Here is a 12,977-nt window from a genome sequence, read left to right on the forward strand (position 1 = left end):
ACAATTCTTCAGCAGCGATGCGGGTTTTCGCTGAAGAGTGTGGCGCCTTTTCGATATTCTTTAGGGTATGGTTTTGAATGCTGTTCTCCGCCGTACCCTGGTAGCCCTTAGTGCTTTCGTCTTCACCTCGGCCTCCGCGCTTTACGCCCAGCGCCTTCCGCAGGGCGTACACCCTGAACATTACTCGCTGGTCCTGACGCCTGATCTAAAGGCGGCCACCTTCACGGGTGAGGAGACGATCGACGTTACGCTCGATCAGCCTGCAACGGCGATTACGCTGAATGCTTCGGAGATCAAATTCTCTTCGGTAAAGATTTCGACAGGCTCAGGAGAACAGACCGCCAGTGTCAGCCTCGATGCGGCGAAGGAGCAGGCCACGTTCACGGTGGCGAATCCGATCCCCGCGGGTAAAGCTACGCTCACGATCGGCTATACGGGCATTCTGAACGACAAGCTGCGTGGGTTCTATCTCTCGAAGACCAAGGCGCGCAACTACGCGGTGACGCAGTTTGAGCCGACGGATGCGCGGCGCGCCTATCCCAGCTTCGACGAGCCTGCGTTGAAGGCGACCTACGATATCGCGATGGTCATCGATGCCGGTGACAATGCGATCTCGAATACGCAGGTCGTCTCCGATACGCCCGGGCCGATTGCGGGCAAGCATACGGTGAAGTTTGCGACGACGCCGAAGATGTCGACGTATCTCGTCGCGTTCCTCGTCGGCGACTTCAAGTGCACGAGCGGCAAAGCAGACGGCGTGCCGATCCGCGCCTGCTCGACGCCGGACAAGGTCGGGATGACGAAGTTCGCGGTGGAGAGCGCGGAGTACATCCTGTCGTACTACAACAAGTACTTCGGCATTAAGTACCCGATGCCCAAGCTGGACATGATTGCGCTGCCTGACTTTGAAGCGGGCGCGATGGAGAACTTCGGCTGCATCACCTACCGCGAGACCGACCTTCTGGTGGATGCGAAGAAGGGGTCAATCCCTGCGAAGAAGCGGGTTGCAATCGTCGTCGCGCACGAGATGGCTCACCAGTGGTTTGGCGACATGGTAACGATGCAGTGGTGGGACAATATCTGGCTCAACGAAGGCTTCGCGAGCTGGATGGAGTCCAAGCCGGTGGCGAAGTGGAAGCCGGAGTGGTCGTTCCCCGAGGACGATGCCGATGACATGGACAAGACGTTGAACCTCGATGCCCAGGCGACGACGCGCACAATTCGTGCCAAGGCCGAGACGCCGGAGGAGATCAACGAGATGTTCGATGGCATCGCCTATGGCAAGGCCGGCGCGGTGCTGGGCATGATGGAGAACTATCTTGGCGAAGAGGTCTTTCGCCAGGGCGTGCATAACTATCTCGCCGCGCACCTGTATGCGAATGCGACGGCGGAGGACTTCTGGAATGCGCAGACGGCAACCTCGCACCAGCCGGTTGACGTGATGATGAAGAGCTTCGTCACGCAGCCCGGCGTTCCTCTACTGATCTTCTCGCAGGCGGCCTCTGGATCGGTTCCGGTGGCGCAGCAGCGCTTCTTCCTTTCGAACCCGCGGCAGACCAGCACGGCGCAGCAGTGGTCGTTGCCGGTGTGCCTGAAGACCGATGGCCAGCCGTCGTGCCATGTACTGACGCCGGAAGAAAACTCCATTACGATACCTGCGACTACAGGATCGCTGTTCTATGCCAATGCGCGCGCGAAGGGCTACTATCGCACGGCCTATAGCAGCGATCAGTTGAGGGCTGTTTCGGCACAGGCAGAGACGGCGCTGAGTGCTCCAGAGCGCATTGGATTGCTGGGCGATCAGTGGGCGCTGGTGCGCTCCGGCAACGGCTCGATCGGAGATTATCTCAATCTAATGGCGGCGATGAAGAACGATCCCAGCGGCTCGGTGATGGGGAGCCTGACCGTGAAGCTGGCATGGATCGACTCGCACCTGGCGAATGAGGAGGACCGCAAGCTTCTGGCCTCTTCGCTGCAGCACGAGTTCGGGCCGGTGTACGCTGCGCTTGGACGTCCGCGTCGCGGCGATTCGTATGAGCGTCAGGAGCTGCGTGCGCAGCTGATGGATATTCTCGGCATGGCGAAGGACCCTGCTGTGATGGCTGAGGCGAGAAAGATTGCGGATGAGTCGTATGCCTCCGGATCGCACAGGGACGACCTCGATCCGATGCTGACAGATAAGGCAGTGCGCATCGCTGCGGCCAGCGGCGATGCGGCGTTCTACGAGAAGGTGTTGGCAGCGAGCAAGAATCCTGCAGACCCCGGTTCGCAGCACGATGCTCTGATCACGCTGGCGCTATTCACCGATCCGGCGCTGGTGACGCGCACGCTCGATTATGTGACCTCGGGCGCGGTGCGCAATCAGGACAGCTGGATTCCGATATCTGTCATGCTGCTAAATGTAGAAACGCGCGAGCAGACGTGGACCTACATCCAGAACAACTGGGAGAAGGTGCATGCACAGTTCACGACGAACTCGGGGTCGCGTGTGGTCGGTGCCGCGGGCAGCTTCTGTTCGGCGGAGAAGCACGACGAGGTGGCAACGTTCTTCGCGTCTCATAAAGTGGATGCTGCGGAGCGGACGCTGGCCAAGGCGCTGGATAACATCAACGACTGCGTGCAGGTACGTGCGGCACAACAGCCCGCCCTGCATCAGTGGCTGATGTCGCAGGCGAAGCAGTGAGCGCATCGGCGGAGCTTGAGCTGCAGCCGCGGTCGGCGCTCCGCATGTGGGCGCCGGCCGCGTCGATGACGCTGCTGGGGCTGCTCAGCTACGTCGACCGCAGCGTGCTCGCCATCCTGAGCCCGACGATCCTTGCGGATCTGCATCTTTCGGCCACACAGTATGGATACGCCATTCTCGTGTTCAGTCTCTGCTACATGGTGGCCAACCCCATCTGGGGAGCGTGGATGGACCGCGCCGGCCTATGGGTCACGACGCTATGCGCGGTGCTGCTGTGGTCGCTCGCCTCGGGCAGCCACGGGCTCATGATGGGTTTCGTAGGCATGTGCGTGGCTCGTGGCGTGCTCGGCTTTGGAGAAGGAGCGACCTTTCCGGCAGGATTGAAGACCGTCACCGAGACGCTGCCCGCGGAGAAGCGCTCCTTCGGATTGGGAGTAGCGTATAGCGGCGGCTCAACCGGCGCGTTGATCACACCGCTCCTCATTACACCGATTGCGATTCGCTGGGGATGGCGAGCGGCGTTTGGTGTCACGGCCGCGTTTGGCTTCGCGTGGATCGTGTTGTGGTTCATCCTTCGCACGACGGGCCTCTACGCTCCTCCTCGTCTCTCGGCAACGATCCGTCGCGAAGAGACTGAGGGCATCTCTACGTCGCGCTGGAGCCGCAACCTGTTTGCGGCTGCGCTGGTGTACGGGCTGGGGGCTGCGCCGCTGGCCTTCGGACTGTACGCCGCGCCGCTGTATCTGACGCGCGTGCTGCATCTCGGCCAGGCATCGCTGGGACATCTTCTGTGGTTGCCTCCGCTGGGGTGGGAGGCGGGCTATCTCATCTTCGGCCGCGTTGCCGATGCGCTGCGCCGCAGAGATGTGAAGCGTGGGGTCCAGCCACGGCGGCCGGGGGCAATCTTTGCCGTGCTCTCGGTGGCGAGCATCGGTATCGTGCTAACCCCGATGCTTGCCCGCAGCGCCTCACCAGTGGCAGCGACGATGACGCTTTTTGTCTTTGAGATGTTTATCGCCGGGGGCTTTGTGGTGTTCGCATTGTCGGACGGGATGATGGCGATTCCGAAGCAGCACTCGGCATTCCTGGCGGGGTTCAGCATCTCTGCGTGGGCGCTGGTGACGGGAGCTCTGATGCCATGGATCGGCCATCTCTTCGACCGGAAGAACTACGATCTTTCTTTCTGGTGCATTGCGTGTCTGCCGCTGCTGGGGACTGTGCTGTGGTCGGTTCTGCATTGCGAGCCGGGCCTTTCGATAGAGCATTGATGGTCCCGCCAGTGGTGAAGCGACATTCATCGCGTGCTCGCGGTGGAGAACGGTTCAATGGCGGCTGAGGCAAGTGATTGATCTGACAGCTCTCTAAGAGAGGAGAGCTGTGATGGCAAAGAATAAGTGCAGTTTCGGCTTGTCTGGCTTATTGCAGAACCGTATTCTTTGATTCACAGGATTTCCTGCGCCCTCCCGATCCTGTCGTCGACGATACCCTGGATACGAACTGCTGGCCTGCGGCCTCGTAGAAGAGAGGAACGCCTTTCTCCTCCAGACTGACCACGGAAGCTGCTGCGCCGTATTGTGTGCGTAGCGCGCAAACTGTTTTTCTTTCTCCCAAGATGAAAGTCTTTCAACGTGTTTGCTCCATGCTTTGGGTCGTCATCTTCTGTGTAGCTGTGCTGGGATGCGGTGGCTCAAGCGGAAGTCGTGATGAAACATCGGCACCGCCATCGGTGACTACATCCTCTGTGCTTCTTTCGGGGAAGGTGATGGCGGGCACGCAGCCTGTTGTGGGTGCGAGCGTGCAGGTGTATGCGGCGGGAACGGCTGGTCGCGGCATGGGAGCGCAGTCGCTGCTGAGCGAACCAGCGAGTACGGACGCGAAGGGAAGCTTTTCGATCTCGTCAGGATTAAGTTGTTCCTCGACACAGCCACTGTTTTACCTCGTGGCAAGTGGAGGCCACGTTGGTTCGTCGGCGGAGAATGCGGCAATCACGCTTGCGGCGGCAGTGGGAGATTGCCGCAAGCTGTCTGCCAGGACGGCGAGTGCATTCACTATGAATGAAGTGACGACAGTGGCTTTCGCGTGGTCGCTGTCGCAGTTTCTTTCTGCGGGAGGTGCGGTAGGCGCGACTGCGGGCAATGCCTCTGGTATCGCTAATGCCTTTGCCACTGCCGCAAATCTGGCGAACGCGACGACAGGAGGGACACCTGGAGCGACATTTCCTTCGACCGGGCACTATCCCTCCGCGAAGGTGAATACACTGGCGAACCTGCTGAATCGCTGCGTCGTCGTAGCCAGCGCATGCGCCGCTCTATTCGGCGCGACGACGATGGATGGCACAGCTGCCCCTGCGAATACGCTGGAGGCTGCGCGCCTGCTTGCCGGTCATCCAGGTAGCAACATCGGCATCCTCTACACGCAGGCGCTGGCGAGCGCGGCGTACGCTCCAGCGCTGACGGCAGCTCCAGCAGACTGGACACTGACGGTGAGCTATACCGGTGGAGGCATCGACGCGCCGACGGGGATCGCCGTCGACGGTGAAGGCTCGTTGTGGGTGGCGAGCTATAACGGCGTTGTGTCGAAGTTCAGCACGACGGGAGCGCCCGCGTTTTCTGCAGGCATTAAGGGCAGCGGTCTTGGGAGCTCTTATGGCGTTGCGGTCGACGCTTCGAACGATGTGTGGATCACAAACGGCGTGAGTGCGGCCACAGTGAATGGCGGTATGGGCTCGGTCACGAAGCTTAGAGGAGACGGTCAGGTGCTGTCTGGCGCAAACGGCTTTGTTGCCGGTGGCTTGAGTTATCCGGTCTCGCTGGCCATCGATGCGGAAGGCACGGTCTGGGTAGTGAACTATCATGATTCGCGGGTGACACAGCTTAGTTCCGCGGGAGCAGCGCTTTCGGGGAACAGTGGTTACAGCGCGTCTTCGCTTGCGTTTATCGTGTCGATTGGGATCGATGCGAATCGTCATGCGTGGATCGGCAACCAGAACAACCAGATGGTAACGCGGCTTTCTTCAGACGGCAGCAAGAGTATGGGGGTGTCGTGCTGCAATGGCCCGCAGGCGCTGGCCATCGACCAGCGTGGCAATATCTGGATAGCGAACTACTTTGGGGACAGCGTCAGTCAGCTAGCATCGAGCGGCGCGATCGTCTCGAGTGGATATGTTGGCGGCGGTCTGTCTCAGCCGCAGAGTCTTGCGATCGACGGCGATGGTACGGTGTGGGTGGTTAACGCACGCAGTGTCGTGGGCACAGAGTATCCGGTACTGACGGAACTGGCCGGATCGAATACGTCGGCGCCAGGAAGTGTGCTTTCGCCTGCGACAGGATGGCTGGCGGATGAAGGACTGGTGCAGCCGTATTCCCTGGCGATCGATGCCAGCGGCAACCTGTGGATGACCAACTTTACAAGCGACGCGAGCGTTCCTCACGGCAATGCGATCACCGAGGTCATCGGTATGGCATCTCCGGTGAAGACACCGATGCTGGGGCCTGCGCAGGCGCCGTAGCGGCGACTACATCAGGCGGAAGCGTTCGCGCATCAGTCGCTGAAATCGCGGCTTCCAGATGAGATCGTAGGCGAGCTCCTTGCCGGGAAACATGGCCAGCGCTGCACGGCGCGCATCCGAGATCATCTGCGATGCCTCGTCGATGGACAGGCTTGCATCCTGCGCAATGACCTGCATCACCATGTTCATCATCATCTGCAAGCGACGAATCAGCTTCCGCTCTTCCGCAAGTTCTTCGGTTGTGTGGGTGGTGGTTGTGCTGCGCTGCGTCTGATCCGGGTCCTGCATTTCCATGGGCCGAGCCTCCGCGATGGTTCCACCTTACTCTCGTTTTCCGGAACATCTACAGGAAAAAGTGTGTGTATGTGCCGACCTGGATTCACGGCTCCAGCGAGGCAACGTGTTCGCGAATGCCGCCATCGTGATCGAGCAGAAAAGAGGTGAGGCCGAACTCATCGGTGCGGTACAGCCTGGCTCCGGCTGCGGCGATGCGCTGAATCACTTCGACGCGTGGATGGCCGAAGGTATTCCTCCGTCCAACAGAGACGATCGCATCGCGCGGGTGCAGCGCGTTTAGAAACGGTGCCGTCGTCGAGGTTTTACTGCCGTGGTGGCCGATCTTGAGAAGAGTAACGGGGTGAAGATTCTGATGCAGCATGGCCTGCTCGCTGGCAGCCTCGGCATCGCCTTCAAGTAGGGCAGAGGAGGAGCCGTACTCGATGCGGAGCACCAGCGAGTCATCGTTACGCGGGGCGTCGCGGTTGATGTAGCTAGTAGTTGGAGATAACACCTGAATCTGCGTATCGCCCCAGGGCATGGAGTTGCCAGCATGCAGGTGTCGGACGGTAATGCCGAGTTCTGCGGCTTCAGCAAGCAGGTTGCGATAGGCCGTCGAGTCGGTGTCGATGGAGACCCACAGCTCGCGCGGCCGCAGGTTGCGCATCACGGCGGCCATGCCACCCATGTGATCGCTGTGCGCATGGCTCAGCACCAGCGTGTCGAGACGACGGATGCGACGCGACCACAGGTAAGTCGAGACGATCTCCTCGCCGATGTCGAAGTTGCCCGCCGCCGTTGCGGCTTCTCCTGCTCGGCCGATGGGGCCTCCGGCGTCGACGAGCATCGTCCGGCCTCGCGGGTCTGCAACAAAGATTGCATCGCCCTGGCCGACATCGATAGCTGTCACTTCAAGCATGTTGCGCGCGAAGATGGGCGGTTCGGGCCAAAAGACGAGCAGCGTTCCGATTGGCAGACAGAGAGCTGCGGCGAGCGCCCACGCTGTCGATCGGCGAGCAGCGTAAAGGCAAAAAGCCCACACGGTGAGCGCGAGAAGAACAGCCCATGCTGCAGGACCCGGGATGCGGATGTCCGCATGCGGCATTTTGCTGACGTGTGCGATAGCCCACTCCATACTATGCAGCAGTGCTGCGGTGGCAGCAGCTGGAAGCACAGCGAGTGCAGGCGCAAGGAGCGATGTGAAAAAGAAGAGAAGCGAGAGCGGTACCAGCAGACCGATGACCGGAATGGTCAACATGTTTGCCGGTAGCGCGAAGAAGGTTGCGCGATGGAAGTAGAGCGCCATGGGAAGCGCCATGACCATCTCCGCGACGAGAGCGATCCATGCAAGCTCCAACAGATGCAGCGCAGCGGTTAATGCTAGAGCGGGAAACATGCTGCACCACCGCCCGAAGGCGGCGATCAGGAGTTCTCTCCACATGCGCAACATCATGCGTAGCTGCGCAAGGCGCGGTGGCAACACGGGGTCGAGCCACAGGGCGTCAAGATTTTGCGAGGCGTGCAGCCACGGCAGAAAGCTGCGCTCTGCCAGCGGCACGGCGATGCCTGCGATGGCAAGCACTGCAAGGAAGGTCATCTGAAAGCCCGCATCGAACAGGCTCCCGGGAGACCAGATGAGTTCAGCCAGCGCTGCAGCGCCGATAGCATTGAGCACGCTGCGCTCTCGCGCCAGCAAGCGTGCCGCAAGGAAGATTGCGGTCATGAAGAGCGCGCGTTGCACCGGCGCGCCGAAGCCGGTGATCAGAGCATATGCGGTTGTCAGCGAGAGAGCGAGGAGCGTTGCAATCCACGCCCTGATGCGTAAACGGTGAAGAATCCAGAGAAGGATTCCTGCGACCACGGCGACGTGCATGCCGGAGACGACGAAGAGGTGAAACGATCCGGTACGGACGAATCCGGCGCGTACTTGCTGCGTGAGACGCGAACGGTCACCGAAGAGCATGGCATTGAGCATCGCTGCGTCGTCGCCGCTGAGGCGCAGTGCGGACGGAAGACGGCGCATGGCTGGTGAAGATATTGCGGTCAGCATGCGCGCCGAGGACCAGTTTTGAGCCGCAGCGAGCAGGCAGCGGGGATCGTTGCTGTGATGCGCAAGAGAACGCGCTTTGCTCGTGTGTGCCGTGGCTTCGACGCCAATGCCCTGTGCCAGGAGATAGTCCGCGTACTGCCAGACGCCGGGATCGCGGAAACGTACAGGGACCTTCAAACGCAGCGGAAGCTCGATGCCGTCTCCACATCGCGAGTCGGCGTAGGGCATGGTGTCTGTGAGCATGGTGACGCGCACACCACCGGTGATGGGCACCATGCGCGAGATGTCCGGCGTCACCTCTTCGACGGCATCGACCGCGATATCGATGGAGACGGCATCGCCTTCTTCTGCATCGTGTTCTTCCCACCATGTGGAGTCGGTATCGCGATCGGGCCTGCCGTGCCGTGATGGCAGGTGGCGTACACGTATGATCCGGCCACGCACCTGGCGGCTCAGGCCGTCTGCGTACTGTTGCAGTTCATGTTGCGTGAGCGGAAGCGGACGCAGCTGCCAGCTCCACGCACCTGCGGCGACCCAGAGTGCGACGAGGGCAAGCATGGCCGTGCGTTCGGCAAAGCGTATCGCGATGGCGAGAAGCAGCGATAAGAAGATGATGGAGAATGCAAACCAGAATGCGGGGATCCAGCTGCGGGCGATGGCGATACCCGCGGCGAACGAGAGCGCTGCGACGAGTAGTGGTATGCGACGCAGGCGAAGCGGTTCGATTGTCGTGGCCTGATCCTGCTCAGCGTGGCCCGTCAGCGTCGTGCTCCTGGCTTAGGTGGCGGTGTAGCGCAGCACGGCGACGGTCTCCTGGTGATAGGTCTGAGGGAACATGTCGACCAGATGCAGCGCACACAACCTGTAGCCGGAGTCTACCATCAGCTTCAGGTCGCGCCCGAGGGTGATCGGGTCGCAGGAGACGTAGACGATCTCGGGAGTTCGCATTCGAGCGAGCAGCGAGCAGACCTCAGCGCCAGCGCCTGCACGCGGAGGATCGAGCACAATGAGATCAGGGCGGTCGCGTTCGAGCACGGCCCGTCGCAGAAACTCGACCGTGGTCGCTTCGATCGCGCGGCGGCCGTTACCGCGGAAACTGCGCTGCAGATCTTCGGCCGCAGCCTCGACGGCGACGACAGCGGAGAAATTCTTGGCGAGCACGCGAGAGAATAATCCAACGCCTGCATATAGATCCCATGCAAGACTGCCACTGCGACTGTGCGTGACGAGATGAACGAGATCGCTGAGCAGAGAGCGATTGACCTGGAAGAATCCGCCACGGCTGACCCAGTAGCTTTCGTTCGCAACATGGTAGTTCATTCCGGTAGCGCCCCATGATGGCCCGGGCCGAAAGCGCTGTGTCTTGCGGCCTCTGCTTGCGCCTTCCATGATGGATACGCCTGCGCCGATAAGTTCGGGAAGCTGCTGCTGCAGGCTCTCGCAAAAGCTGTTGAAGGAACCCTTGGGCTGTCTGCTCAGGAAGAGCATGAGCTGTAGCTTCGTGAGGTCATCGTTGGCGAAGAGTTCGACCTCTTCGGCGTCCTGTATCCACGGATTTTCATTGAGCGTGAGCAGTGACTCAGCCGCCCGCCAAAGAAGTGGAGCCGCGATGGGACACATATGCACGGGAAGAAATTCCAGTGTGCCGCGACGAAGATAGCCGACGCGCAGTGCGCCATCGTGCTTTGCGATGCGCAGACGGATGCGATTGCGATAGCCCCAGGGCTCGGCGGAAAGCGTCGCGATCGCGGGAAGATCGCTGACGCCTGCACGTTCGAGAGTCTCCCTCAGGATGCCGCGCTTGATCGTGAGCTGAGCTTTGTAGCTGGCCTGCTGAAGATGACAGCCTCCGCAGGCGGTGAAGTGATCGCACGCTGCGGCGACGCGGTCGTCAGAAGGTTGAAGGACGGCTTCGAGTTGGGCAGTGGCGACGCCGTCCTTGACGCCTGCGTCTGTGGCTTCGACGACCTCTCCCGGCAGCGTGAAGGGCACGAAGACGGCCTGATCGTTGAGACGGGCGAGGCCGTTGCCGCCGTAGATGACCTTCTCGATTGTCAGGTTCATCCCAGCCTCATGTAGAAGAGGCTGAGGCGGGGAAGTCTGTGGGCCTCCAGCAGCTTCTTCTGCAGAAATTGCTGCTGGACCTGCTTGATCTGCACGGCCTGCATCTTACCGCGATACGGCGCGAGTTCTCGTGCCGCCTGATCGCGCAGGCTGGTCAGCGTCGTCTCGTCGCTGGCCGTCAGCAGCGCGGCAAAGAGCTTCTCTTCGAGGACGGTTAGCGTGCGATCGAGCTCTTCGAGCGAGGCACTGCCGCTGTCGATGCGAACGCCTGCGGCCAGCGCGCGCAGACGCTCGCCGATCTCCTGTGCGATGACATCGGCCGGCGCCGGAATGCTTGCGGCGAGGATCGTCTCCGCGTTCTCTTCGAGATAGGCGGCGATGCGCTCGCCCTCAAAGCCACTCTCGGCCGGCGTGGTGGCCTCGGTGCTGTTCGTGCTGCCGACGGCGGCCTCCATCGCCTGTTCAGTGGCTTCCATGATGCTCTGTGCGCACCATGCGAGGCCGTTGATTTTGCGGGCGCGCGCGGTGGAGCGCATCGTCTTGGCGTCGTGCTTGTCGAAGGCGTTGTCGATGCCGCGCAGCACGGCTTCAAGCGGGATGCCCGCCTCGCGCCATGTCTCGATCAACGACCAGTCCAGGGTGGAGAGCATCAGCAGCGATCCACGCCGCTGCTGGAAGCGCTCCTCGATCTCGGTGAAGTAATTAATGTAATTGCGCATTGCTGAGGGGTACTGTTGTGTGCGGAGCTAGGCTCCGCGTCTCCTGCTCTTGTCGAGGCTGCGCTCATAGATGATGCGCAGACCATTGAGGGTGAGCATCTCGTCGACGACGGCGATGAACTTGGAGCCGCCCGCGATCAGCCGGGCGAGGCCACCGGTAGCGACGGTCTTTGTCTCCGGTCCAAGCTCGGCGATCATGCGTTCGAGGATGCCGTCGACCAGGCCGATGTAGCCGTAGTAGAGGCCGATCTGAAGGTTGTCGACGGTATTGGTTCCGACGACCTTGGCGGGCTTCTTGATGTCGATGCGCGGTAGACGTGCAGCGCGTGCGAAGAGCGCTCCGGCTGAGATGCCAAGTCCCGGCGCGATGGCTCCGCCGAGGAACTCGCCCTTCTTCGAGACGACGTCGAAGGTGGTTGCCGTGCCCATGTCGACGATGATGGTGGGCCCTCCATACTGCTCGAATGCTGCCGCGCAATTGACGATGCGATCTGCGCCGACCTCGCTGGGATTGTCGGTGAGGATGGGCAGTCCGGTTTTTACGCCGGGCTCGATGAACAGAGGCTTGACGCCGAAGTGGATCTCGCAGGCCTTGCGCATCATGCTGTCGAGCGGAGGCACGACGGAGGAGATAGCCACGCCGGTGACGGCGTCGGTCTTCAGACCGCGCAGATCGAACATCTGTCGCAGCAGCATGCAGAACTCATCGACCGTCTGCTCTGTGGGTGTGGTGATTCTCCAGTTGGTAATCACCTCGGTTTCGCTGCCGTTTGCGCCGAGCCGGAACAGCCCGAAGACAGCATTGGTATTTCCTACGTCGAGTGCCAGTAGCATCTTCGCTCTCCCGCCTCGTTAGTGCTTGTGTTTAGAGCTCGCGCACGCCGCCCGAAAGCACCGTGTGCCGCTGACCGTCGTCGCCATCCACCAGCAGGAAGCCGCTGGAGTCGAGTCCTGCCGTCATGCCAGTATATCCGCCCGCTTCGGCCACATGCACGCGCTTGCCCTGCACCCAGGTGGAGGCCGCGGCGAAGCGTTCGAGCAGGCTGGAGTTGTCGTTTGTGCCGTGCGAGTCGCGCTTCAGAAAAATCATCTCGCGTTCGATGTGGTGCAGCAATGCAGAGAGCAGATCTTCGCGCGAAATGAGTTTGCCCGTAGCGATGCGCAGCGAGGTTGCGAAAGAAGATAGTTCGTCGGGAAAGGTCGCGTAGTTCAGATTGATGCCGATGCCGATGACCGCATAACGCAGCATCGCAGGCGAGCCATTCTGTTCCGGTGTCATCGCCGTCTCCACCAGGATGCCGCCGCACTTCTTCGTGCCGATCAGCAGGTCATTGGGCCAGCGGATGTCGATCTCGGCTCCTGTGGTCTCTGCGATGGCGGCTTTCGCGGCGACGCCGGTGGCGAGCGAGATGCGCAAGGCATCGGTGGGGGGAAGAGGCGGTCGCACCAGCGCGCTGACGTACAGGCCATCGCCTGCAGCAGAGTGCCAGCCGTGGCTGCCGCGACCCCGGCCCGCGGTCTGCTCATCGGCGATCCAGACGCTCTCCCGCGCTCCTGCCTGCGCCGCTTCAAGAGCCAGCGTGTTGGTAGAGGTGACGGAGTCGAGATGATGGATGCGGCCTGCGAAGCGCGTATCTGAAATCGCGTCGATGACTGCCTGAAGATCAAACGGCATAC

10 protein-coding genes are annotated in these 12,977 nt (G+C 61.2%); 4 read left to right on the top strand and 6 right to left on the bottom strand.

Annotated features, from left to right (window positions below; genetic code table 11):
* Nucleotides 1-73: 73 nt before the first annotated feature.
* The 3 genes from PW789_RS08210 to PW789_RS08220 all read left to right on the top strand — a co-directional run bounded on the left by PW789_RS08210 (nt 74) and on the right by PW789_RS08220 (nt 6,191).
* A complete protein-coding gene (locus PW789_RS08210; RefSeq protein ID WP_299374129.1) occupies nt 74-2,683 on the top strand; it encodes a M1 family metallopeptidase in 2,610 nt (869 codons plus the stop codon).
* Nucleotides 2,680-3,951, top strand: coding sequence for an MFS transporter (locus PW789_RS08215; protein ID WP_299374131.1), 1,272 nt, complete (start codon nt 2,680-2,682; stop codon nt 3,949-3,951). Before PW789_RS08210 ends, PW789_RS08215 begins: the two co-directional genes overlap by 4 nt.
* 458 nt (nt 3,952-4,409) lie before the next feature.
* A complete protein-coding gene (locus PW789_RS08220) occupies nt 4,410-6,191 on the top strand; it encodes an NHL repeat-containing protein (RefSeq protein WP_299374133.1) in 1,782 nt (593 codons plus the stop codon).
* Between the two features lie 6 nt (nt 6,192-6,197).
* Here PW789_RS08220 and PW789_RS08225 read toward each other — a convergent pair whose 3' ends face one another.
* Both PW789_RS08225 and PW789_RS08230 read right to left on the bottom strand, forming a co-directional pair.
* Nucleotides 6,198-6,479 (bottom strand): hypothetical protein, encoded by a 282-nt coding sequence (locus PW789_RS08225; protein WP_299374394.1) that lies wholly within the window; start codon nt 6,477-6,479, stop codon nt 6,198-6,200.
* A gap of 91 nt (nt 6,480-6,570) precedes the next feature.
* Nucleotides 6,571-9,159, bottom strand: a complete 2,589-nt coding sequence (locus PW789_RS08230; protein ID WP_367182513.1) for a ComEC/Rec2 family competence protein — start codon at nt 9,157-9,159, stop codon at nt 6,571-6,573.
* Between PW789_RS08230 and PW789_RS08235 the strand changes: the two genes are divergently transcribed.
* The gene (locus PW789_RS08235) at nt 9,074-9,256 is read left to right on the top strand and encodes a hypothetical protein (protein WP_299374135.1); all 183 of its coding nucleotides are present in this window, start codon (nt 9,074-9,076) and stop codon (nt 9,254-9,256) included. The genes PW789_RS08230 and PW789_RS08235 overlap by 86 nt on opposite strands.
* Nucleotides 9,257-9,294: 38 nt before the next feature.
* Here the strand turns inward: PW789_RS08235 and rlmD are convergent, their stop codons facing one another.
* Genes rlmD through PW789_RS08255 form a run of 4 tightly spaced genes read right to left on the bottom strand, consistent with a single transcriptional unit; the run spans nt 9,295 to nt 12,975 of the window.
* Nucleotides 9,295-10,581 carry a 23S rRNA (uracil(1939)-C(5))-methyltransferase RlmD gene (gene rlmD / locus PW789_RS08240; RefSeq protein WP_299374138.1) on the bottom strand — a complete coding sequence of 429 codons (1,287 nt, stop codon included), beginning with the start codon at nt 10,579-10,581 and terminating at the stop codon, nt 9,295-9,297.
* Nucleotides 10,578-11,300 carry a hypothetical protein gene (locus tag PW789_RS08245; RefSeq protein ID WP_299374141.1) on the bottom strand — a complete coding sequence of 241 codons (723 nt, stop codon included), beginning with the start codon at nt 11,298-11,300 and terminating at the stop codon, nt 10,578-10,580. Before PW789_RS08245 ends, rlmD begins: the two co-directional genes overlap by 4 nt.
* Before the next feature lie 27 nt (nt 11,301-11,327).
* Nucleotides 11,328-12,134, bottom strand: coding sequence for a type III pantothenate kinase (locus PW789_RS08250; protein WP_299374144.1), 807 nt, complete (start codon nt 12,132-12,134; stop codon nt 11,328-11,330).
* Nucleotides 12,135-12,165: 31 nt separating this feature from the next.
* On the bottom strand, nt 12,166-12,975 hold the full coding sequence (locus PW789_RS08255) for a biotin--[acetyl-CoA-carboxylase] ligase (protein ID WP_299374149.1): 810 nt from the start codon (nt 12,973-12,975) through the stop codon (nt 12,166-12,168).
* Nucleotides 12,976-12,977 lie beyond the last annotated feature (2 nt).

Origin of the sequence: Edaphobacter sp. (assembly GCF_028283685.1) — a bacterium.
Classification (GTDB): domain Bacteria; phylum Acidobacteriota; class Terriglobia; order Terriglobales; family Acidobacteriaceae; genus Edaphobacter.